Origin of the sequence: Desulfovibrio sp. UIB00 (assembly GCF_022508225.1) — a bacterium.
Taxonomy (GTDB): Bacteria; Desulfobacterota; Desulfovibrionia; order Desulfovibrionales; family Desulfovibrionaceae; genus Desulfovibrio.
This window is the reverse complement of the sequence record NZ_JAETXJ010000008.1, coordinates 26,012-50,203: the sequence shown is the minus strand read 5'-3', so window position 1 is coordinate 50,203 and position 24,192 is coordinate 26,012. Positions and strand designations below refer to the sequence as shown.

The 24,192-nt window shown below is 60.3% G+C and carries 15 protein-coding genes; 11 read left to right on the top strand and 4 right to left on the bottom strand.

Features of this window, described 5'->3' with window-relative positions; all coding sequences use genetic code 11:
• Positions 1–123 precede the first annotated feature (123 nt).
• Positions 124–2,787: a valine--tRNA ligase gene (locus JMF94_RS12265; protein WP_240825409.1), complete on the bottom strand. Its 2,664-nt coding sequence runs from the start codon at positions 2,785–2,787 to the stop codon at positions 124–126.
• Between the two features lie 28 nt (positions 2,788–2,815).
• On the opposite strand from JMF94_RS12265, the gene JMF94_RS12260 reads away from it, so the two are divergent.
• The 3 genes from JMF94_RS12260 to lipA all read left to right on the top strand — a co-directional run bounded on the left by JMF94_RS12260 (position 2,816) and on the right by lipA (position 6,052).
• The gene (locus JMF94_RS12260; protein ID WP_346770024.1) at positions 2,816–4,270 is read left to right on the top strand and encodes a BPL-N domain-containing protein; all 1,455 of its coding nucleotides are present in this window, start codon (positions 2,816–2,818) and stop codon (positions 4,268–4,270) included.
• Between the two features lie 123 nt (positions 4,271–4,393).
• The gene (lipB, locus tag JMF94_RS12255) at positions 4,394–5,077 is read left to right on the top strand and encodes a lipoyl(octanoyl) transferase LipB (protein ID WP_240825408.1); all 684 of its coding nucleotides are present in this window, start codon (positions 4,394–4,396) and stop codon (positions 5,075–5,077) included.
• 93 nt (positions 5,078–5,170) lie between these two features.
• Positions 5,171–6,052, top strand: coding sequence for a lipoyl synthase (lipA, locus tag JMF94_RS12250; protein ID WP_240825407.1), 882 nt, complete (start codon positions 5,171–5,173; stop codon positions 6,050–6,052).
• A 129-nt stretch (positions 6,053–6,181) separates the two neighbouring features.
• Here the strand turns inward: lipA and JMF94_RS12245 are convergent, their stop codons facing one another.
• The 3 genes from JMF94_RS12245 to JMF94_RS12235 form a co-directional block, all read right to left on the bottom strand.
• A complete protein-coding gene (locus tag JMF94_RS12245; protein ID WP_240825406.1) occupies positions 6,182–7,141 on the bottom strand; it encodes an AEC family transporter in 960 nt (319 codons plus the stop codon).
• Positions 7,142–7,488: 347 nt separating this feature from the next.
• Complete coding sequence (locus JMF94_RS12240; protein WP_240825405.1) at positions 7,489–8,052, bottom strand: OmpH family outer membrane protein; 564 nt, start codon at positions 8,050–8,052, stop codon at positions 7,489–7,491.
• 154 nt (positions 8,053–8,206) lie between these two features.
• On the bottom strand, positions 8,207–9,439 hold the full coding sequence (locus JMF94_RS12235) for a transglycosylase SLT domain-containing protein (RefSeq protein WP_240825404.1): 1,233 nt from the start codon (positions 9,437–9,439) through the stop codon (positions 8,207–8,209).
• A 455-nt stretch (positions 9,440–9,894) separates the two neighbouring features.
• Between JMF94_RS12235 and JMF94_RS12230 the strand changes: the two genes are divergently transcribed.
• The 8 genes from JMF94_RS12230 to nifJ all read left to right on the top strand — a co-directional run bounded on the left by JMF94_RS12230 (position 9,895) and on the right by nifJ (position 24,128).
• Positions 9,895–11,016, top strand: a complete 1,122-nt coding sequence (locus JMF94_RS12230; RefSeq protein ID WP_240825402.1) for a hypothetical protein — start codon at positions 9,895–9,897, stop codon at positions 11,014–11,016.
• A 2-nt stretch (positions 11,017–11,018) separates the two neighbouring features.
• Positions 11,019–12,926 (top strand): SulP family inorganic anion transporter, encoded by a 1,908-nt coding sequence (locus JMF94_RS12225; protein ID WP_240825400.1) that lies wholly within the window; start codon positions 11,019–11,021, stop codon positions 12,924–12,926.
• On the top strand, positions 12,923–13,924 hold the full coding sequence (locus JMF94_RS12220) for a tRNA-dihydrouridine synthase family protein (RefSeq protein ID WP_240825399.1): 1,002 nt from the start codon (positions 12,923–12,925) through the stop codon (positions 13,922–13,924). The genes JMF94_RS12225 and JMF94_RS12220 overlap by 4 nt, the downstream gene beginning before the upstream one ends.
• 151 nt (positions 13,925–14,075) lie before the next feature.
• Positions 14,076–14,933: a 4-hydroxy-3-methylbut-2-enyl diphosphate reductase gene (ispH, locus tag JMF94_RS12215; protein ID WP_240825398.1), complete on the top strand. Its 858-nt coding sequence runs from the start codon at positions 14,076–14,078 to the stop codon at positions 14,931–14,933.
• 39 nt (positions 14,934–14,972) lie between these two features.
• Positions 14,973–15,977: a chemotaxis protein gene (locus JMF94_RS12210; RefSeq protein ID WP_240825397.1), complete on the top strand. Its 1,005-nt coding sequence runs from the start codon at positions 14,973–14,975 to the stop codon at positions 15,975–15,977.
• Positions 15,978–16,112: 135 nt separating this feature from the next.
• On the top strand, positions 16,113–18,086 hold the full coding sequence (gene selB / locus JMF94_RS12205; protein ID WP_240825396.1) for a selenocysteine-specific translation elongation factor: 1,974 nt from the start codon (positions 16,113–16,115) through the stop codon (positions 18,084–18,086).
• A 104-nt stretch (positions 18,087–18,190) separates the two neighbouring features.
• The gene (locus JMF94_RS12200) at positions 18,191–19,900 is read left to right on the top strand and encodes an FAD-dependent oxidoreductase (RefSeq protein WP_240825395.1); all 1,710 of its coding nucleotides are present in this window, start codon (positions 18,191–18,193) and stop codon (positions 19,898–19,900) included.
• A gap of 694 nt (positions 19,901–20,594) precedes the next feature.
• Positions 20,595–24,128 (top strand): pyruvate:ferredoxin (flavodoxin) oxidoreductase, encoded by a 3,534-nt coding sequence (gene nifJ, locus JMF94_RS12195; protein WP_240825394.1) that lies wholly within the window; start codon positions 20,595–20,597, stop codon positions 24,126–24,128.
• The last annotated feature ends 64 nt before the right edge of the window (positions 24,129–24,192 follow it).

Here is a 24,192-nt window from a genome sequence, read left to right as displayed (position 1 = left end):
TACCAACCTCTTTTGTATACCGGGGCAGCAAAGCCGCCCGCAGGAACGGCGGCGCGGACGACAGGCAACTGCCCGCCGTCCGCGCCGCGTATAAAAACAGCAACCCTGGAGGGTTACAGAAGATTACTCTTCGCTCAGGGCCTCGGCAAAGCGGGCGCGCAGGGCCTGCATTTTTTCCTTGGCGTCCAGCAGCTTTTCAGCGCGTTCGCGCTCGCGGGCCACCACATCCGCAGGGGCGCGGCTCACAAAGCTTTCGTTGCTCAGCTTCATGTTCACGCCCACCACGTCTTTTTCAAGCTTGGCGATTTCCTTGTCCAGGCGGGCAAGTTCGCCGTTGAGGTCCACAGCACCCTTGAGGGGCACAATAACCTGGCAGCCTTCCACCACCGCAGAGGCCGAAGCCTTGGGCGCGTGAACATCCGCACCAATGGTGAGGGTCTCAAGCCGCGCCAATGTGGTCATGCACTGGATGTTGGCCTGGAGCAGCTCGGCCTGGGCCGCGTCCACAGGGTGCAGCATGAGGCTGACCTTGTGGCTCGGGCTGATGCCAAGCTCGGCCTTGATGGTACGCACGGCCACGATGATGCCCTGAATCAGCTCCATGCGACCACCCTCGGCAGGCCGCAGGCAGGCCGGGCGCGCGGCGGGGTACAGCTCGCGGGCGATATCTGTGGCCTTTTCTCCAGCCGCCACGGGCAGCGCGGCCCATATTTCGGCGGTCACAAAGGGCACGATGGGGTGCAGCAAGACCAGCAGCTCGCGCAGGGCCAGCCACAGCACATACTGGGCCTCGGCCTTGCGTTTGGGGTCTTCAGACTGCATGTCGGGCTTGATAAGTTCAAGATACCAGTCGCAGAATTCATTCCACAGGAACTTGTAGCCCAACTGCGCCGCATCGTTGAAGCGGTAGTCGGCCAGGGCCTTGTCCATGTCCTGCTTGACCACTTCAAGCCGGTGCAGCAGCCACTGGTGGTGCAGACCGGGAACCGTCTCGGGAGCCACCGGAGCCGGGGCTTCTTCCGGCAGGTTCATGAGGGCGAAGCGGGCCGCGTTCCACAGCTTGTTCACAAAGTGGCGGTAGCCCTCGATGCGCTCCTCGGAAAGACGGATGTCGCGCCCCATGGCGGCAAAGGCCGTCAGGGTAAAGCGCAGGGCATCACAGCCGTATTTGTCGATCATTTCCAGCGGATCAATGACATTGCCCGTGGATTTGGACATCTTGCGGCCCGAGGCGTCGCGCACCAGGGCATGCAGGTACACGTCCTTGAACGGAACTTCGCCCATAAAGTGGATGCCCATCATCATCATGCGGGCCACCCAGAAGAACAGGATGTCAAAGCCCGTCACCAGCACCGAGGTGGGATACCAGCGGCGCAGATCCTTGGTGTCCTCAGGCCAGCCCATGGTGGAGAAGGGCCACAGCGCGGAGGAGAACCACGTGTCCAGCACGTCTTCTTCCTGCTTCAGCGCGCCGCCGCACTTGGGGCAGACTGCGGGGGCTTCTTCGGCCACCACCAGTTCGCCGCATGATTCGCAGTTCCACGCCGGAATGCGGTGCCCCCACCAGATCTGACGGCTGATGCACCAGTCGCGGATATTATCGAGCCAGTGGTAGTAGGTCTTGAGCCACGTTTCGGGAAAAATCTTGGTCATGCCGGGCACGGCATCGCGCGCGGCAGGGGCCATCTTGGTGGCTGCCACAAACCACTGCGTGGAAACGTGCGGTTCAACCACCGTATGGCAGCGGTAGCAATGGCCCACGGCGTGGTCGATTTCCTCAATGCCCTCAAGCTGCCCGGCGGCTTCGATATCGGCCACGATGCGGGTACGGCACTCTTCCTTGGAAAGGCCCGCATAGGCCCCGGCCTCGGCAGTCATGACGCCGTTTTCATCAATGGCCTTGAGAAAAACGAGGTCGTGCTTCTTGCCCAGCATCCAGTCGTTATGGTCGTGGCAGGGCGTCACCTTGAGCGCGCCTGTGCCGAATTCGCGGTCAACATAGGCATCGGCGATAATGGGGATCTCGCGCCCAAGCACGGGAACCACAGCCTTTTTGCCTATGAGGGCGGTGTAGCGCTCATCCTCGGGATGCACGCAAATGGCGGTGTCGCCGGGGATGGTCTCGGGCCGGGTGGTGGCAATGGTGATGTGCCCGCTGCCGTCGGCCAGCTGATAACGCACCTTCCACAACTTGCCCCGGCTCTGCTCGTGTTCCACTTCGTCATCGGCAAGAGCCGTGTGGCAGCGCGAGCACCAGTTGATGATGTAGTCGCCCTTGTAGATCAGCCCTTCATTGTAGAGCTGCACAAAAACCTTGCGCACGGCGGCGGAGAGGCCTTCATCCATGGTGAAGCGCAGACGCGTCCAGTCCACGGAATCGCCAAGGGCGCGCGCCTGATCGAGAATGCGGTGGCCGTATTCATCGCGCCATTCCCACACCCGGTCGATAAAGGCTTCGCGGCCCAGATCCTTGCGGCTCTTGCCTTCCTTGGCAAGGGCGCGTTCCACCACGTTCTGCGTGGCAATGCCCGCGTGGTCGGTGCCGGGCACCCAGAGCACGTTCTTGCCCTTCTGACGGGCGTGACGGCAGAGCACGTCAATAAGTGTATGGTTGAGCGCATGCCCTATGTGCAGCGCGCCCGTGACGTTGGGCGGCGGAATGACAATGGAATACGGCTCGCCGGGAGCGTCCGGATCGGGCGTAAAGGTTTTGTCATCTTCCCAGTGCTTGCGCCACCGGGCTTCAACGTCATGGGGCTCATAGCCCTTGGGTAGCGTATCCGCCATCTTGCTTTCTCCATGAAAGGCGGCGATAATGCGGTATATGTTTGCCGCACAGCCAATCTGCATTTTATGGGACGCGTCCCACATCTGGGGCCTCATGGCCTGGCGCGCTGTTCGCGCGCTGGGACTGCCCTGCCGCCTGGTTAAGGGACAAGAAATAGCCGAAGGCGCGTATTTAGGCAAGCCGGGGGGCGTCAGCCCCAATGACGGCCTGCATCAAGGCGGCGCGGGCGTAAGCCTGCTGCTGGTTCCCGGCGGCAACGCACGGCTCAAGGCCTCGGCCCTCGGCAAGAACGGGCGCGAGGCCGTTCGTCAGTGGGTGGAACGCGGCGGCAACTATCTGGGCTTTTGCGGCGGTTCCGGCCTAGCCCTGACCCACCCCAATCCCGACCACGGCCTGAATATCTGCCCATGGGCGCGGGCCGCCTATCCTGAGCGCCTGTACCATCTTATTTCCGGCCATGTGCGGGCGCACGTTGCCGCCGGGCATGAATTTTCGCCCCGCAGGCCTGCTGCGCGAACCAGCCCACCCGAGAACGGGCACAACGACACGGGCGCAACTGCCCCCCTTTGCCCCGGAGTTCGCCGCGCTGCCGCGCGGCAGCCCCAGAGCGGAGCATCGTCTGAAATATTTTCTCCCTCGCTGCCTGTCTGGTGGCCGGGGCGCTTTGCGCCTGAAAAGAACGACAACGTCACCGTACTGGCCTCCTACGGTTCGCCGGATGCGGATTTCTGGCTGGCGGACCTGCCCCTGCAAAGCCTGCCCGCCAAGGTTTTTTCTCACTGGCGCGACCTGTACGGTCTGAACCTCTCGGCAGATTTTCTCGAAGGTCAGCCCATGGCCGTGACTGGAGCTTACGGACAGGGGCGCTATGTGCTGAGCTACTCGCACCTTGAAACGCCGCACAGCCCCGATGCCAACGCGTGGCTGGCCCAGTTGCTGCGCAGCATGACAGGCCTTGAACCCGCGCGCGAGGATGTTCCCCTGTGGCAGTTGCGCCACCCATGCGCCGCCTGGCCCCAAGGCTCGGGCGGCCCCCTGCTGGACGCACTGCGCCACATGCGCGAGCTGCTTGACCTGGCTGTGGCCCACCATCTTTTTTTTGGGCGCACCCACTGGCTGTGGGGCTGGCGCACGGGCCTGCCCGGCGCCGCCTGCAACAACCTGCACGCGGCCCTGTGCACGGCGGCGAGCCTTGAACCGTCTGCGGCGGCGCTGGCCTACTGGCAGCAAGTGGCCCCGCGCTTTGCCAAGCTTGAAGGCCTGTTTGCCGCCGGAGCGGAAGATTATTTTCTGGCCTGCCGCCTTGCGGAAACCCTCTCCCCCACCATGCCGGACGCCATTGACAAGCGCGGCCTTGACCACCAACGCGAATCGCTGTTCGGGCACCCCATGAATGGCGGGGGCATTCTGTCCGAGCTGCTGGAAATGACCGAGGAGCTTGTTTACCTTTCCCAGACTTCCACGCCCTGCGATCTGGCCTGATTCCTCTGCGGCTGATCCGGCACGGCGGCATGCCCGCCGCTGCGCGCCGCAAACGCTGGACGCCGAGGCCGCAAGCCGTTATGAGGGCTTTTTTTGCCTCAACCTCCAATGCCCAAGGCTCACATGTACGCATTTGATCTCGGCTGCACCGCCTATCAGCAGGCCTTTGAAATACAAAAACATGCGCAGGCATACGTGCTTCAGGGCGGCGACGACATTCTGCTGCTTCTGGAGCATCCGCCCACCGTCACCCTTGGCAAAAACTCCGGTCAAGAAAATCTGCCTCCCAACCTCGCCAGCTTGTGGGGTTCGGCGGTGGATGTCGTGCACAGCACGCGCGGCGGCAATATTACCTGCCATTTTCCCGGTCAGCTGGTGGCCTACCCCATCATCAACCTGAAAAAACGCTCCGGCGGCGTCCGGGCCTATGTCAATGATGTTGAAGAAACCGCCATCCGCACGGTACGGCGCTTTGGCATTGAAGCGGCCCGCAAGTCGGGCTTTCCCGGCGTATGGGTGGGTGGCAGCAAGATTGCATCTCTGGGTATTGCCGTGCAGCGCCACGTGACCCTGCACGGTCTGGCCATGAATGTGGACAGGGATCTTTCCCTTTTCAACATCATCACCCCCTGCGGCCTTGACGGCGTGACCGCAACCTCGGTGCAGCGGGAGCAAGCTGGCGACCCGGCTGCTATGGACGCTGTGAAAGCCTGCTTTCTTGAAGCCTTTTGCGAAGTTTTCAGCCAACCGCTGCCGCCCCTGCAATCGGCGCAAGCCTGCGAAGCCCTGCTCGTGGGCCAACCGTAACGGGATGCAGGACGAATCAAATCACAAGCCCAACACCAGTTCTGGCCATTTGCGGATTCTGCCGCCGCAGGTGCCACAGCAAGGACGAAACAGATGACCCAACCCGATTCTTCCGACAATTCCGGTTCTGCCAGCGCCCCTCTGCGCAAGCCCGCATGGCTGCGCCGCCCGCTGGCCTCCGACAAACGCTTTTTCACCACTTCCGCCCTGCTGAACGAGCAGGGGCTTTCCACCGTCTGCAAGGAGGCCAACTGCCCCAACCGGCAGGAATGCTTTTCTTCCGGCACGGCCACATTTCTGATTTTGGGTGAAACCTGTACGCGTAACTGCCGCTTCTGCAATATCCACCCCGGCCAGACCAGCGCCCCCGACCCCACGGAACCGCAGCGCGTGGCTCAGGCCGCCGTGACGCTTGGGCTCAGGCATGTGGTTGTCACGTCTGTGACGCGCGACGACCTCGCGGATGGTGGCTCCGCCCAGTTTGCCTCAGTGATTACGGCGCTACGGCAAGCTCTCCCCGACAGCAGCGTTGAGGTGCTTATCCCCGATTTTCAGGGTAACGCCGATGCCCTGCGCACGGTCATGGACGCCAAACCGCATATCATCAACCACAATGTGGAAACGCACCCCGCGCTCTATGCGCAGGTGCGCCCACAGGCCGACTACGAACAAAGTCTGGAACTGCTGCGCCGCGTAAACGACTGCGGCATGACGGCCAAAAGCGGCCTCATGTTGGGGCTGGGGGAGACAGACGCGCAGGTGCTTGAGGTGATCAAGGATCTGCACACCGTGGGCTGCTCCATTGTGACCATCGGCCAGTATCTGCCGCCCACAAGCCAGCACCACAAGCTCGACCGCTATGTGACGCCGGAGCAGTTTGACGAGTACGCCGCCTACGGCAAATCACTGGGTTTGCGCCATGTGTTTTCCGGCCCGCTGGTGCGTAGCAGCTACCACGCAGCCAACTTTGCCTGATTGCGGGCCAGTGGCAGGTCAACTTTTATCTGCCGCAGCCGCACAACCATAAAAAAAGCGGGCTTTGCTCCCCGGATCACCGCCGGAGAACAAAGCCCGCTTTTCGTTCCTCAAATTTCAAGGCCCGGCTCAAACCATGCCCAAGATCTGAAAACCCCATACAAAACCTGTCAGGGTAAAAATGCTCAGTCCGTTGGCGACCACCGCCGTAAGGGCCGCTTCTTCCGGCACGGCGCTGTACACCTCGGCGATGACCGTCACTACCAGAGCCGTGGCCGTGGCGCTGATGATTACGCTGATTACGAGCCACAGGCCGGAAACCCCCAAGGCCGCCAGCATGACCCAGCACAGCAGCGGGTGCAGAACCAGCTTGCAGAGAATAAACCACGTTTGCCGCGCAAAGGCGTGTCCGTGCGCCTGCCGCGTCGCCACTACCAGCTTTTGCCGCAAATCCAGCCCCAGAGCCAACAGCATGCAGGGGGCCGCCGTGTAGCCCACAAGGCTCACCGCGCGGTCAAGGGGTGCCCACAGGCCAAGCCCGGAGGCAGAAAGCGCTATGCCAGCCAGTGTCGAAAGCAGAATGGGGTTGCCGAGGATGAAAACCTTCAGAAGCTTGCCTACAAACTTCAGGGGATTGCCGCCGTCCCAGGCCAGCGACCCGGCCAGCGCATCCAGACGGGACTGCCCGATTATCATGACCACATTGGGCGTGAGGGTACACAGACCGGCAATGAGCATGGCCGTGGCATTGCCGGGGAACAAATTGGACACGATGGGCAGGCCCACAAAGGCGGCATTGCAGGCGGAACAGGAAAGCCCGGCAATAACGCCCGGCCCCACGCCGCGCCGACAAAAAATCCTGTCGCCCACATAACCAAGGCAGTACACCACAAGCTGGGAGCCAAGAATGCCCCCCCAGAAAGCCCAGTGCCCAAGATCAGCCAGGCTGGCCCCGGCCAGCAGGTGCAGAATCAGCAACGGCAAAGCCAGCTTGAGTACATAAATGCCAAGAACAGGGCCAGCGTTTTCGGGCAAGACATCGCGACTGCGCAAAAGAACACCCGCGCCAATAATCAGAAATACGGGCATGACGGCAAACAGCGCTTGAAACATAATCAACCTTTTCCATTCGGATGCGTTTTTCACCCACCGGCATACCCGGCTGGCGACGGCGAAACTATGGCGCGGCTTGTCCACCTTGTCCAGTAAAAACTGTTTGGTCGTTCAAACAGTTTTTAAAATGTACAATTACAGAATATTACAAAAATCATATCATCTGCTTCAAACAATTGCCAACCCTTTGCCAAAGGTTCGACACCGCCAGTTTTTCAGCTCCCTCCTCTCAACCCCGCATGCAGACCATAAAAAAGCCCTCCGTCAATGACGAAGGGCTTTAGCAAACATTCAGCCGTCAAATACAGCCGAAAGAATCTGTCTTACTTCTTGGCCTTGGCAGCCTTGTCGTCCTTGGGCGTTTCGGCCTTGGGGGCGGCGGCTTCCGGAGCCTTTTCAGCTTCGGGCGTCACAGACTTGAAATCAAGCTTCTGCTTGTTCACAAGTTCCAGCACTTCATTGGTCACGTCGCTCTTGGAATCAAAAGCGGCGACAGCTTCACTGCTGATGATGACGGCATAGCCCTTTTCAGTGCGGTAGGTATTGATCACGCGCTGAATGGCATCATACAGCAGGTTTACAACATTCTGCTGTTCCACCTGCATGCGCTGCTGGGCAGACATGTATACGGCCTGCAGCTCTTTCTGCGCTTCAGCGTCCTTGGGGTTGGCTTCCAGGCGCTGCTGGATGTCGTTAAGCCTGGTCTGCATGTCGCCCTGAAGGCTTTCAAGGAACTTCACGCCGGCCTTGCCAGGTTCGCTATCGCGCATCACGCGCGCCATATCCACCACCGCCACCTTGGGCTGGGCGTTATTGTCGCCCTGTTGGCAGGCAAAAAGCATGAAGCTCAGCAGCAGAGCCAGCGGCATAAAAAAACGGATTCGCATGGTTGTGACCACTCCTCTAATAAATGCCGGGCATAGAGTTGGGGCTCGGCGTTGAAGAACATGTACGTTGTTTTTATAGGCACCACAACCATTTTTCGCTGAAATTCCCTCTTGGGCGGCGCTTTGCGCGCCCCCGATGCAAGGTAAATCCGCATCAGCGCAGCGAGGCGTACTGGGCCTTCATTCGCTGCACCCGGGCAACGTAGAAACGGGTTTCACGGGCAGGCAGGCGTGTGGCAAGATCCCTGTAAAAAGCGTCAACCGTCATGGCGTTTATGGTGTCCACGGCTTCTTCCACGGTTTTGCCGTAGAGCCGCAAAAAACGGTTCGGGCCCATATTGTAGGCGGCAATTGCGCAATATTCCCTTGCCAGAGGATTGTGCACCCCGGAAAAATACCGGGTGAACAGGATGTGCAGATAGGTGGTGCCATAGCGGATGTTGGTTTCGGGCACGCGCAGGTCTTCAAACCCCACATCGCCCATGCGCCCGTAAAGGTATTTGTGCACCTCGTCGTTGGCAGTATCCGGCACTACCTGCATGAGGCCCATGGCCGACTTGTTGCTGACCAGGGTTGGCGAAAAGTCGCTTTCGCTGTGAATGATGGCGTACACAAGCTCGGTGCTCAAATTGTAGCGACGCGAAAAATTCTCCACCAGGTTCTGATACCGGCGGGCTCTGGCCTGCAGTTTTTCCATGTCGTTATCGTCAATATCGCCCACAAAGTTATCAAAAACAGCACCGTGGCGCAGCACTTCAATGGCAGCCCTGCGCACCACGCGAGGCGAATAGCCCGCCATCATGGCCATGGGCGTCACCCAGCGCAGTGGGAGGCCCGCCGCATCAAGGGCGTCGCCGTAATCACGGGGCTGATTGCTGACCAGAAGCGGAATGGAAACGCCGTCCAGAGCCAGCAGCGGGGCAAAATCGCCCTGCGCATCGCCGGAAAAGGCCAATGAGGGTTCGCCAGTATCAAGGATGACGCCGTCCGGGCCAAAGGAAACAATGCGCCTGACCAAAGCCTGATCTGTAGCCTTACCCGTAGCAGGGTCCGTAGCAGAGGATGTCCCCTGCGTTTTGTCAGCACCGGATACCGGGCGGGCAGATGTGCTGGCATCGGCAGCCAGACGCGTCTGCGGTCTACCCCCGGATGTCTGTTCAGAATGCGGTTCCACCGCCCCGCGCACGGCCCACTGGCGTATGCCGTCGCCCTGCGCCTGAATGGGAACGGGCATGTCTTCCGGACGCAGGCGGGCCACCATACTGCTGGCGCGGCGGCGCAGTTCCGGGCCTTCGCTCTGCGGCACAAAACCGGCCAGCAGACCGAGCACCAGCAAGGCGGCGGCAAGGCCGAGCGATATGAGCAATAGTGTGTTACGTTGTTTCATGGGCATCCCCGTGGGCGTCGGCACGGCCTTGGGCCTGCCGCCGTCTGACGGTTGTAGGGCTGATCTCATGCACCCTGCCCGCAGGCAGAATATAGCGTCGGAAATCCGACAGCCGAGAATCTTCCGCAACACTTCTTGCAATTCCTTTGCCAATTCTCCACACGTCCCTGACAAACCACTTTACAAAATGTGTACTTTAATTCAGAACAGACGGCCCCTTTTATGAGCTACCGTTGACCAGACCTTTTTTCCCACCTATACTTATTTCTGTGAAAAAAGGCTTGCACGCCATGCGCGCGAGCGCCATCGCGCGGGCCTCAAAAGAGCGCCCAACGTGGTCATTTCTCTGGGAATCAGGCGGTTCAGCCCGGGCAACAACGTCTTAATACGCGCATAGCCGCGCCGGTTCCCCACACTGCCAGCCAACCAGGCACCCCGGGGAAATGGAGCAAACCGTGTCCCAGCATTCGCCAGAATACATTCGCGAAGAAATCAAGCGACTCCTCAAATATGCGCCGCCCGAAATGCGCGCCGCAGCCATTGCCCTGCTGCCCGCCGCCAAGCGCTCTCTCAACACCGGCTATCACCCCTGCCTGCGCGGGGTGCCCATGCGCAGCTGGCGCTGCCTGCTCATGTTGCTCACCTCCATATCTGCCATGCAGAACGATACCGAAATGCTGCTGCGCGTTTCCAACGATCTGCTTGCCATTGCCGACCGCATGGCCCCTCCCGGGGAAGTGCTGCGGCAAAGCGCTGAAATTCTTGTCCACGCCCTATACGCCGATATGTACGTGTGCCGCCTGCGCAATGCCAATGGCGAATGGGTGGCGCGCTCGGCCAATCAGGTGGACGGCGGCAGCATTCCCATCGTGGCCCCAATGCTGGAGGAAGGCCTGCGCGAACACCCCGTGATGCGCGCCATTCTTGAAGGTCACGCCCGCTATGTGGTGTCAAACAACCTTCAGGCCCTGGCCATGGGCGGCGAATCCTTTGACTGCATCATCTACAAGGAAGGCTACCGTTCGCGCCTGGCCTTTGTGCTGCGTGAGCGCAGCAACAAGCCTCCCTTCGGCCTGGTAATGTTGTATACCAAACGTGAGTATGGCTTTGAAAGCTTTGACGAACGTTTTCTTTCAAAATGTGCCAGCATTGTTTCGCTCACTGTGGGCCGCCGCGTGGCCGTTGCCCGCGACACGCTGGAAAAAGCCGCCGGAGCCATGGCCCACTATGGCAACAACGCCCTGAACGTCATGCGCAATCAGGCGGAATATTGCGGCGAACTGGTGGAAGATCTGGACGCCAATCAGGCGCGCAGTCTGCGCCTTGCGCGCGAGCTGCTGGCCGAGTTTCCTGAAAATTCGCGCGGGCGCATGCTGGGCATGGAGCTGGAACGCGCGCTCGCCCGCAACGATCTCACCGAACTGGCCGGGCATCTTGGCGGCGTGCTTGAAGGTACGCGCCGCATGACGCGCATTATCAATTCGCTTAAAAAATCCGCAGACCGGCCACGCCTGATGCACTACGCCCTTGGGCACGATGTGCTGCGCCTTGAGGACGATGTAACCCGCGAGGATTAGTCATGCGAGCCGCCCGGCTTTTTCCCTTTCTTGAGACCATCAGGAACTATTCCGCCCAGGATTTCAAGGCGGACATGACGGCGGCCCTTACCGTGACGCCTATGGCTGTGCCTCAGGCCATGGCCTACGCCATTATTGCCGGGGTTCACCCGCAGTACGGCATCTACGCCTGCATGCTGCCCGTGGTGCTGGCCGCCCTGTGGGGATCATCCCGATTTATGGCCGCTGGCCCCACCAACGCCATCTCCATGATTATTTTTTCCACCCTAGCAACCATCAGCGTGGGCGGAGAACTGATCAGTACCATGCCCGAAGAATCGCGCATGGCCTATATTTTCGGCATGGCGCTCCTGTGCGGTCTTATCCAGCTGGGCATGGGGCTGGCACGGCTGGGCGATCTGGTCAATTTCATCTCTCACTCGGTCATGGTGGCCTTTTCCACCGGCGCAGCGCTGCTCATTGCCGCAGGGCAACTCTTCATGGCTATGGGCCTCACCGGCCCCAAGCCCTCGGGCTTTTTCAACCAGATGTTCGGCGCGCTGCACGGCCTGCCCTTTATCAATTACTGGAGCCTCGGCATTGCCGTTGGTACCATTGTTCTGACCGTGGCATTCAAGCGCCTGTCGCCGCGCTTTCCCGCATCACTGGCCGCGCTCGGCGTGATTACGCTCTTTGCCGCCGTGTTCAGCGTGGACGAAAGGGGCGTTCCGCTGGTTGGGGCCATCCCAAGCGTTGTGCCTCCCTTTTCCCTGCCGCCCTCCTTTGATCTGGACGCGGTGCGCGACCTGTTCATGCCCGCGCTGGCCATTGCCCTGCTGGGTACCGTGGAATCACTGGCCATTGGCAAACAACTGGCAAACATCAAGGGCGATGCGTTTGACGGCAGCCAGGAACTTATCGGTCAGGGCCTCGGCAATATCGCCGCTGGCCTTACCTCGGGCATCCCCGGCTGCGGTTCCTTTACCCGTAGCGCCCTTGTGGTCACATCCGGCGGCAGAACGCGCATGGGCACGGTTTTTTCGGGCATTCTCGCCCTGCCGCTGCTGTTTGTGCTGGCTCCGCTCATAAGCTGGCTGCCGCTGCCCGCCCTGAGCGGCATACTGCTGCTCATTTCCTTCAAGATGATAGACATTGACGCCATCCGCCTCTGCGTTGTGGCGACCAGCGTGGACAGGGCCGTGCTGCTCATCACCTTTTTGTCCACACTGCTGTTTGATCTTGAAAAAGCCATCTTCATCGGCGTGATGCTTTCCCTCACGCTGTTTATTTACAAGACCGCCCACCCGCGTGTGAACAGGCTCCACAAGGGCGACCCGTTGCTGCGCGAAGGCCCCGCCGAACTGCCGCAGGGCGTCACCGTGTACATGATTGAAGGAACCCTGTTTTTCGGGGCCATCCACGAGCTTGAACGCCTGCTGTATGCCGAGGACAGCGAGCCAACCCGACTTGTGGTGTTGCATCTTTCGCGCGTGTTCTGGATTGATGCGTCAGGGGCGCATGCGCTTTCGCAATTTATTGAACGCTGTTATGCCCGTAGCCTGCCGGTCATTCTGGTGGTGGGCAGCCCCTCTGTGCGTACCATCTTGCGGCGCACAGGCCTTCTGGATTATCTCAGCAACGGCTTTGTGGCCGACACCACGGGCGAAGGCCTGCGGCTGGCGGCAGCCATGCTGAACCGCTTTGCTTGCAGCGATGCCCAGTGCGCGACCGTAGACGCAGATGCAACCGAGGCGCAGCCAGAGCAAACCGTGCAGGCAGCCCCGCCTGCTTCCGCCAGCCCTGGTCCGGAGTATATGGCGCAGTCTGCCCGCGTGGCGCTGGATCTCCAAGGCAACGTGTTGCCTGCCGAACAAACCGCCCCTGCGGAAAATTCCACCGAACCGCCGCGCGAGATCAAGGAGCGCCCGTGACCAAGGTTTTTCAACTGCCCACCTGCCCCGCAAACCCGGATTCCTTGGCCTTTGGCCCCGAGCACCCCTGGCTGGCCCCGCTGGCCGGGTACAGCGATCTGCCCTTTCGCCTGCTCTGCCGCGAATACGGAGCAGCCGTGTGTGTTACCGAAATGGTCAGCGCCAAGGGGCTTGTTTATGAAAGCCCCGGCACCAACGAGCTGCTCATGACCCTGCCCGAAGATCAGCCGCTGGTGGTGCAGCTTTTCGGCGCGGAGGCATCCTTTCTGGGGCGAGCGGTGGAGCTGTTGCGTCAGTCCGGCTTTGGCTGGTTTGACCTGAACATGGGATGTTCTGTTTCCAAGGTTTTGCGCCAGAGTGCAGGCGCGGCCATGCTGGGCGACACGGAGAACGTGCTTGCCGTGGCCCGCGCCATGATCGAGGCCGCAGGCCGTGGACGCGTGGGCTTCAAACTGCGCCTGGGGCTGGACGACACCCGCCCGGTGCTGCCCGATCTGGCCTTGCGTCTTGAGGATGCGGGCGCTGGCTGGTTGACCCTGCACCCCCGCACAGCCCGTCAGGGTTTTGGCGGCACCGCGCAATGGGAAGCCATTGCCATGCTGGCCCAGCGCCTGACAATCCCCCTGCTTGCCAGCGGTGATCTCTTTAGCGCGGAAGACGGCGTGAACTGCCTTAAAAGCACCGGGGCCAGCGGTGTCATGTACGCCCGTGGGGCCATGCACAATCCCGCCATCTTTGCCGACCACGCAGCCCTGCTGGCCGGAAACACCCCGGTTCAGGCCGATGCCCCCCGCTTGCGGGCCATGATTTCCCGGCATCTGGAGCTTGCCCGCGCCCACTGCCCCGGCAAGGCCGCCCTGTGGAAAATGCGCTCCGTGGTGCCGCGTTACGTGCGCACTCTGCCCGGCGCGAGGGCCTTGCGTCAGGAGCTGTGCCGCTGTAATGATTGGGAAGAGCTTGACCAGTTACTGGATATTTTTCTGGGAAGCCCCGGCTAGCAAGGAACAAAGGCGCATATGGTTACGTTTGCTGCGCTTCTGCAATACAGTATTACATACAGATAATTTTTTTTATTGGTGGGTGGGATCAGACGAGGGACAGTGCCAGCACGACCCCACCCCTGAAATCCCCCCTTGAAGGAGAGCCGTAATGGATGTTTACCGCGCCAAGACAGCGGGCTTTTGCATGGGCGTAAGCCTGGCCCTGCAAAAACTTAACACTGCGCTGGAGCGCAAGGGGGGCACCCCCGAGACGACCCGCATCTGTACCCTTGGCCCCATCATCCACAATCCGCAGGTTCTGGCGGAGTATGAGTCGCGCGGCGTGGTCTGCGTCAAGGAAGCCGCGCAACTGCACCCCGGCGATGTGGCGGTTATCCGCGCCCACGGCATCACCCGGCAGGTTGAGGAGCAGGTCAAACAAAGCGGGGCCGACATTGTGGACGCCACCTGCCCCAAGGTAAAAAAAGCCCAGCTTTCCATCGGGCGGGCCACCGCTGATGGTGCAACCCTGCTGCTCTTTGGCGAGGCGGATCACCCAGAGGTGCGCGGGCTGGTTTCTTACGCCTGCGGCCCGGCCCATGTGTTCGGCACGGCGGCAGAGCTTGAATCCCTGCACCTCGCCGAGAACAAGGCCTATGTACTGGCTTCGCAGACAACTCAGGATCGTCAGATATTTCAGGAAATTGTGGAAGATCTGCGCACGCGCATTGCTGACCTTGTGGTGCTTTCCACCATTTGTGACGCCACCCGCGAGCGGCAGGAGGAGGCACGCAACATTGCCTCCTGTGTGGATGTCATGGTAATCATAGGCGGAAGGCAGAGCGGAAACACCCGCAGACTGGCTGATGTGGCCGCTTTGAACGGCATCGACACCTACCTTGTGGAGCGTGTCGAAGAACTGGCCGCAGAAAAATTTTCGCAAAAAAATCGTGCAGGTCTAACGGCTGGCGCATCTACGCCGAAAAGTCTTATTGACGCGGCTCATTTGTGGCTGCAGTCGCTTTAATCCCGTTTGCTCCTGAAGCGGTACTTTTCTGGAGGCAGCATGGCCCAGACCAATATTCTGCTGGAAGCCGGCACCAACGAGCTGGAAGTGGTGGAATTCTATCTTGAAGAATTCACCCCTCCTTCTGCCGATGCGCCGCAGTTGGACGAAAATGGCGAACCCGTTCCCGCCAAGCCCTATCGCGGCTACTATGGCGTCAACGTGGCCAAGGTACTTGAAATTATCCGCATGCCCAAGGTGACGGCGCTGCCCGAAGTGCAGCACCCGAGCGTGCTCGGTGCTTTCAACCTGCGTTCGCGCATTATTCCGCTGGTGGATCTGGCCATGTGGCTGGGCAAAACCCATCCTGCGGAAGAAGAACAGCCCAAAACCATTGTGACGGAGTTCAACAACGTCACCACGGCCTTCATGGTTTCCGGCGTCAACCGCATCCACCGCATCAGCTGGGAGCAGGTTGAACCGCCGAACAAGTACGTTGCCGCCGTATCCAACAATACGGTCATCGGCGTGGTCAAACTTGAAGACCGCATCATCTTTCTGCTCGACCTTGAAAAGGTGGTCGCCAACCTCAATCCCAAGCTGGGCCTGCGCCTTGACGATCTGGGTGAAGACTGGACGAATGAAGGCTACCGCGCCCTTGTGGCCGACGACTCCGCCCTTATCCGCGAAATGCAGCGCGACCTGCTGGAAAAGGCGGGCTTTACCGTTGAAGTTGTTTCCAACGGACGCGCGGCTTGGGATCGTCTGCTGGATTTCAAAAAGAGCGCCGAAGAAGGCAACCGCCCCATCACAGACTTTGTGCATGTGGTGGTTTCAGACATCGAAATGCCGGTCATGGACGGCCTCAATCTCACCTTGCGCATCAAGGAAGACTCCGTGCTCAAAAAACTGCCGGTCCTGCTCTTTTCCTCACTCATTACTGAAAAGCTGCGCCACAAGGGCGTAAGCGTGGGTGCGGACGACCAGATTTCCAAACCGGAAGTGACCCAGCTGGCCCACAGGGCCATGACCCTCATCAAGGCCAGGGAACAGGGCGAAGCCTAAACGCCTCAATCCGTTTTTGCCATTTTCAAGGGGACTCCTTTACACAAGGGGTCCCCTTTACATTTCCGGGCGGTCGCTGTTTGCAAAGGCGCTTGCCAGAGTGTAAACTCGGCCCAAGACCACCAAGGAGCTTTTATGGCAGTAGTGCTAGGCACGGCAGGGCATATAGATCACGGCAAAACATCGCTGGTACGGGCGCTTACAGGCATTGACTGCGACCGCCTGCAAGAAGAAAAACGCCGGGGAATCACCATTGAACTTGGCTTTGCCTGGGTTGATCTTCCCGGTGGCGAGCGGCTGGGCATCGTGGATGTGCCGGGGCACGAACGCTTTGTCAAAAACATGGTGGCTGGCGCGGCAGGCGTGGACTTTGTCATGCTGGTCATTGCCGCAGACGAAGGCATCATGCCCCAGACGCGGGAACATCTTGAAATCTGCTCCCTGCTGGGCATACGCACCGGCCTTGTGGCCCTCACCAAGACAGACATGGTGGACGCCGACTGGCTCGAAATGGTGCAGGAAGAAGTACACGGATTCCTGCAAGGCACTTTTCTTGAGAGTGCGCCGATCTTCCCCGTCTCCGCAACCACTGGCGAGGGCGTGGACACGCTGCGCGACCACCTTGCGCGCATGGCTGCCGAGCTGCCCGCCCAACGGCGCAGTGATATTTTTCGCCTGCCGGTGGATCGCGTATTCAGCATGAAGGGGCATGGCACCGTTGTGACAGGCACTGTCATTTCCGGCGCGTGCAACCTTGGCGATGAACTGCGCTTCATGCCGCCCGATCTGCCCACCCGCGCGCGGGGGCTGCAACGTCATGGCAAGGCCGCCGAGTCGGTGCAGCCGGGCCAGCGCTGCGCCGTCAATGTGCAGGGGCTGGATGTGGAAGAAATCGAGCGCGGCTTTGTGCTGGCCCGCCCCGGTGAACTATTCCCCTCCAACCGCTGGCTGGTCCGGCTCACCTGCCTTTCTTCCGCCCCAAGGGCCATGCGCCAAAGGGTGGAAATCCACTTTCACCACGGTACGCGCGAATGTGCAGCGCGGGTGGTCTTTCGCGACAGGGACAAGCTGGCCCCCGGCGAAACTGCTCTGGCGGAACTGCGTTTCAAGGAACCCATGGTGGGCGTATTTGGCGACCACTGCGTGTTGCGGGCCTATTCGCCCCTGCGCACGGTTGCTGGCGGGCTGCTGGTCAGCCCTCTGCCGCCCGAACTGCGCGCCAAAGATCCGGAACTGGCCGACAAGATGCGGCTGTTGCAGGAACTGCCCGAGCTGCGCGATGCGGCAGAAACCATTGGCGGGGGCAAAGCTGAAGCCAAGGCGCGCGATGAGGCCAGAGCTGCGCTTGTACGCGGCGCACTGACCCTGCGCGGCATCGAAGGTGCTGACGAAGCGCGGCTGCGCGCCCTGACGGGCCTTGCCCGATCCGCTGTGGAGGCGGCGCTGCAACTGCTTTCCACCCGTGGTGATGCCATCTGCTGGGACAAGGAAAACCGCTGCTGGATCGGCAGAATTCCCTTTGAAAAGCTGCTGGCCGCCAGCCTTGAGCGCGGTGCTGACCTGCACCGCCGCGAGCCGCTCAAACCCGGATTCACCCGTGGAGCCATTTGCACGGGCTGGAGCCGCAACCTGCCCCCCAAGCTGGTGCAAAAAGTGCTGGATCAGGCCCTCAAGCAGGGCGATCTGGTCATCGAGGGCGAGGGGCTGCGTTTGCAATCGCATACGGTAAGCCTGGCCGCCGATCAGGCAGGCCTGCGCCAGAAGCTGCTGGACGCGCATGCCAGCGCAGGGCTGACCCCGCCCAACGCCAAGGACGTGCTTGAGGAGCTTGGCGTTTCCCCCAAGGAGGCCGCGCCGGTGCTGCGCCTGCTCTGCGAGGCTGGCGAACTGGTCAAGATCAAGGACGGCCTGTATTACCACGGACCGGCCCTGGCCGATATTCTTGAACGTGTGCGCGGCTGGTTCACCACCCATGACAATCTTGATGTGAGCGGCCTGAAAGAACTTCTGGGGCTTTCGCGCAAATATCTGATCGCCCTGCTGGAATATATGGATAATGAACGTATAACCGTGCGCGTGGGCGATCAGCGCCGCTTTCGCGGGCGTTAGGGGCTGTTTCTAAAAACAAGAATTGTCCTTGCATTCTTGCCTTGAATGCTCATATATCTCAGTAATGCTCATTTGCTCATAACTCTTCACTAAGGAGCCCGGATATGTCTGAAAAAATTCTGGTAGTTGGTGGTGTTGCCCTGGGGCCCAAGGCGGCTTGCCGCTGCAAGCGCCTCATGCCCGATGCGGAAGTGATGCTTGTGGACGAAAACGTCTTCATTTCCTACGGCGGTTGCGGCATCCCCTACTACGTGTCCGGTGAAATACAGAATCTCGACGATCTGCGCTCCACACCCTATCATACTGTGCGCGACACCGAATTTTTCCGCGATATGAAGGGCATCACCGTACGCACCCAGACGCGCGCCCTGGCCATTGACCGCGCAGCCAAAACCCTGCTCGTCAAGGACGTTGTTTCCGGCAAGGAAGAAAAACTGCCTTATGACAAGCTGGTGCTCGCTACCGGCGCAAGCCCGCGCGTTCCCCCCATTGACGGCAAGGATCTGAAAAACGTGCTTTCCCTGACCCGCCTTGAAGCCGCCGGTGCCATCCGTGCTGCTTGCCAGGAGGGCAAGGTGAGCGAGGCGGTCATTGTGGGCGGCGGCTTCATCGGCCTTGAGGCTGCCGTGGCCCTGGCCGACATGTGGGGCGTGAAAGTCAGCGTTGTGGAAATGATGGATCAGATTTTGCCCGGCGTGCTTTCCCAGCCTCTTTCGCTCATGGCCGCCAACGACTGCCTGACCCACAAGGTTGACGTGTTCACTTCTGAAAAAGTGCTGCGCCTTGAAGGCGAAAACGGCACCGTCACCAAGGTGGTCACGGACAAGCGCGAAATCCCCGCCCAACTGGTGATCTTTGCTGCGGGCTTTATCCCCAACGGGCAACTTGCCAAGGATGCCGGGCTGGAAGTGGCCCCCTTTGGCGCGGTGGTGGTGGACGAGCACATGCGCACCACCGACCCCTCCATCTATGCGGGCGGCGACTGCGTGGCCATCAAGAACATTATCACCGGCAAGGTCGGCTACCTGCCCCTGGGCAGCATGGCCAACCGTCAGGGCCGTATCATCGGCACCAACCTTGCTGGTGGCAATGCCAGATTCCCCGGCTTCGTGGGTTCCTGGGCCGTCAAACTCTTTGGTCTTTCCTTCTGCGGCGTGGGCCTTACGGTTGAACGTGCCCGCAAGGAAGGCTTTGACGCCATGAGCGTCAGCGTAGAGCAGCTCGACCACGCCCACTTCTACCCCGAAAAATCCATGATGAGCCTTGAGCTGGTGGTGGACAAGGCCACCTGCCGGGTGCTGGGCATTCAGGGCGCCTGCGCCGACCCGGATTCGCTCAAGGCCCGCATTGATGCGGTGGCTGCGGCCCTGCAATACTCCAAGCCCACGGTGGAAGACATCTCCAACCTTGAAATCGCTTACGCCCCGCCCTTTGCCTCGGCAATGGACGTGGTCAACGTGGTTGCCAACGTTGCCGACAACGCCCTCTCCGGGCGCTTCACCCCCGTGACCGCCGACCAGTTCATGGACTTGTGGAAGAAACGCAACGAAAATCATGTGTTCTTTATTGATTCCCGCCCTGCGGCGGCAGGTAAGGCTGTGCAGGAAAAGCATCCCGACTGGCACGCCATGCCGCTGGAAGAAATCGCCGCCAGAATCAGCGAAGTGCCCAAGGACCGCCCTGTTGCCATTATCTGCAATACGGGTCTGCGCGCCTATGACAGCCTGCTGGTGCTGGCCCGCAACGGCGTGACCAACGTGGTCAACTCCACAGGCGGCATGCAGGCGGTCATCAAGATGGGCCTCTCGCTGTAATATGCCCGTCAGAGATGAACGAACCTGAACGCTTTGGGGGGAGGAATCCTGCAAAAGGGTTCCTCCCCCGCTTCCAGCGGGCACTGGTTTTCTCCACCCTGCGGACGCTGCCAAAATCAGTTCCGACACTGCCGCAGGGCGATTAACGCTGGAGGCGCAGCTAGGGGTCAGCCCGCAATCACCCAAAATCTGTAACATTGAATCAGGGACAAGCCGCAGGTTTTCTGCCCTGAAACATTTGTAACATTTTTTTCATTTGCTCTGCGCATTCCAACGTGCTGTCATCATAGGTTTTCCCATCAGGCATGCCCCAAACCACCTTGCCAGATTTTACAATTCATCACTATTTTCCATATGTTGCGCCTGTCACATTTTTTTTTGTTGCGCCCACGATTAAACTGTTCAAACAAACAATTTTATGGTAAGCGCAAAAACGCGCATTCCGTCGGGGCAGACGAGGGTGTGCAGCAAGGCTCCAAAACAAGTGATACCAAGCTTTTTTGGTGGACGCGAAAAGGCGGATTGGGTAGGGTTTTTCTACCACGATTCCACTCCCAGCCTCAATTTTGTGTTCACTTCACGGCACTAGCCGTTGCCCGTCCCTGCCAAGTGCGGGGCCTTATCTCAGGGGCCGATCCGACCCACGCTGATTTTGTAAAAACATTGCGCGCCTGTGGGCGCCAAGGAGGAACAGATGGCTCATATGAAAACTATGGACGGCAACAACGCCACCGCGCACATTGCCTACGCTCTGTCGGAAACGGCAGCCATTTACCCCATCACCCCCTCGTCCGTCATGGGCGAAGTCATGGACCAGTTGGCCGCCAAGGGCACAAAAAACCTGCTCGGCCAGATCGTGAATGTGCGCGAAATGCAGTCCGAAGCCGGCGCCGCTGGCGCTGTGCACGGCATGCTTTCCGCCGGCGCCCTCACCTCCACCTACACGGCTTCCCAGGGTCTGCTGCTCATGATCCCCAACATGTACAAAATCGCCGGTGAACTGCTTCCCGGCGTTTTCCATGTTTCGGCTCGCGCCCTGGCCTCCCATGCCCTGTCCATCTTTGGCGACCACCAGGACGTGATGGCCGCCCGTCAGACGGGCTTCTGCTTCCTGGCTTCCTCTTCCGTGCAGGAATGCATGGACCTGGCCCTCGTTGCGCACCTTTCCGCCATCGATTCCAGCCTGCCCTTCTGCCACTTCTTTGACGGTTTCCGTACCTCCCACGAAGTGCAGAAGATCGAAACCATTGACTACGAAGATATCCGCCCCCTGGTGAACTGGGAAAAGGTGGCCGAATTCCGCGCCACCGCCATGAACCCCGAGCATCCGCACATTCGCGGCACCGCCCAGAACCCCGATATTTACTTCCAGAACCGCGAAGCTTCCAATCTCTACTACGACGCCGTGCCCGGCATCGTGCTTGAGAACATGAAGAAGGTCGAGTCCATCACTGGCCGCAAATACCGCCTCTTTGACTACGTGGGCCACCCCGAAGCCGACCGCGTGATCGTTTCCATGGGTTCTTCCTGTGAAGTCATTGAAGAAACCGTGAAGTACCTCAACGCACAGGGCCAGCGCGTGGGCCTCGTGAAGGTGCACCTGTTCCGCCCCTTCTCCACCGAGCATCTGCTGCGCGCCCTGCCTTCCAGCGTTACCTGCATCACCGTGCTTGACCGCACCAAGGAAAGCGGCGCTCTTGGCGATCCGCTGTATCAGGACGTGTGCACCGCCTTCCTCGAAAAGGGCGAAGCTCCCACCCTGGTGGGCGGCCGCTACGGTCTGGGTTCCAAGGACTTCACCCCCGGCATGGCCAAGGCCGTGTACGACAACATGTTGGCCCTTCAGCCCAAGAACCACTTCACCGTGGGCATCAACGACGACGTCACCTACACGTCGCTTGACGTGGAAGAAGAAATCGATACCGTGCCCGCTGGCACCGTGCAGTGCAAGTTCTTCGGCCTCGGCGCTGACGGCACCGTGGGCGCCAACAAGCAGGCCATCAAGATCATCGGCGACAACACCGATCTCTACGCTCAGGCCTACTTTGCTTACGACTCCAAGAAGTCCGGCGGCTTCACCGTGTCGCACCTGCGCTTCGGCAAGGAACAGATCACCTCTTCCTACCTGATCACCAAGGCCGACTACGTTGCCTGTCACAAAGCCGCCTACGTGACCCAGTACGACATTCTTGAAGGCATCAAGGAAGGCGGCACCTTCGTACTGAACTCCAACTGGTCGCTTGCCGACATGGAAAAGCACCTGCCCGCCTCCATGAAGCGCGTCATCGCCCGCAAGAAGCTGAAGTTCTACAACGTGGACGCCGTCAAGGTTGCCCAGGAAGTGGGCCTCGGCGGCCGCATCAACATGATCATGCAGACCGCCTTCTTCAAGCTTGCCAACGTACTTGACTTTGAAAAGGCCGTGGGCCTGCTCAAGGAATCCATCAAGAAAACCTACGGCAGCAAGGGCGACAAGATCGTCAACATGAACATTGCCGCCGTGGACAAGGGCATGGACGCTCTGGAAGAAGTGAAATACCCCGCTTCCTGGGCCACTGCCACCGAAGGCGCCGCTGCCTGCCACTGCGATGACGACGAATACATCAGCGCCGTTGTGCGTCCCATTCTGGCCCAGCAGGGCGACAAGCTGCCCGTCTCCGCCATGGATCCGGCTGGCTTCATGCCCCTCGGCACCGCCGCTTGCGAAAAGCGCGGCTGCGCCATCGACGTGCCCGAATGGCAGGTTGAAAACTGCATCCAGTGCTGCCAGTGCTCCTTTGTGTGCCCCCACGCCGCCATCCGCCCGGTGCTCGCCACCGAGGAAGAACTGGCCGGCGCGCCCGCGTCCTTTGTGACCAAGGACGCCATTGGCAAAGAACTGAAGGGCATGAAGTTCCGCATCCAGGTGTACACCGAAGACTGCCTGGGCTGCGGCTCCTGCGCCGAAGTGTGCCCCGCCAAGGTCAAGGCCCTCGTCATGAAGCCCCTTGACACCCAGATGCCCACCCAGAAGGAAAATCTGGCCTTCGCCGAAGCCAACATCACGCTCAAGGACGAGCTCATGGCTCGCGACACCGTCAAGGGTTCGCAGCTCCAGCAGCCCCTGCACGAGTTCTCCGGCGCCTGCGCCGGTTGCGGCGAAACGCCTTACGTCAAGGTGCTCACCCAGATGTTCGGCGAACGCATGATCGTGGCCAACGCCACGGGCTGCTCGTCCATCTGGGGCGCTTCTTCGCCCACCACGCCTTACTGCACCAACAAGGACGGCTTTGGCCCGGCCTGGGGCAACTCCCTGTTTGAAGACGCCGCCGAATACGGCTGCGGCATGGGTATTGCCTACGAACAGCGCCGTGGTCTGCTGGCCATGAAGGTTCAGGAAGCCCTGAAGGAAGAATCCGCATCTCCCGAACTGAAGGCCGCCCTCCAGGGTTGGCTGGACAGCAAGGACGATGCCGAAGGCTCCCGCAAGTACGGCGAAATGATCATGGCCAACCTGGAAGGCTTTGACAGCCCCCTGGCCCATGAACTGTGGCACATGGACGACCTCTTCACCAAGAAGAGCGTGTGGATCTTCGGCGGCGACGGCTGGGGCTACGACATCGGTTACGGCGGCCTTGACCACGTCCTCGCCAGCGGCGACGACATCAACGTGCTGCTGATGGATACCGAAGTGTACTCCAACACCGGCGGCCAGTCCTCCAAGGCCACCCCGCTTGGCGCCGTGGCCCAGTTTGCCGCCGCAGGCAAGCGCACCGGCAAGAAAGACCTTGGCCGCATGGCCATGACCTACGGCTATGTGTACGTTGCCTCCGTGTCCATGGGCGCGGACAAGCAGCAGGTGCTCAAGGCCTTCCGCGAAGCCGAAGCCTACAAGGGACCCTCGCTCATCATCGCTTACGCTCCCTGCATCAACCAGGGCCTGCGCAAGGGCATGGGCAAGAGCCAGGAAGAAGCCAAGATGGCCGTTCTTTCCGGCTACTGGCCCCTGTACCGCTACAACCCCGAACTGGCCAAGGAAAAGAAGAATCCCTTCCAGCTCGACAGCAAGGCTCCTTCTGCTGACATTCAGGAATTCCTGGGCGGCGAAACCCGTTTTGCCTCTCTGGAAAAGATGGCTCCCGAAGTCTCCAAGAAGCTGCGCGCCGAACTGGCCGAAGCCTATACTGAACGCTACGCCATGCTCAAGCAGCTGGCTGATCTGCCCTATCCCGGCACCAGCGCCGAGTAGAGAGGTCTGACGCTATGACTACCCGCGCCCGCCAGCATCTGGCTCCTCTCCGGGGGGCAGCCCG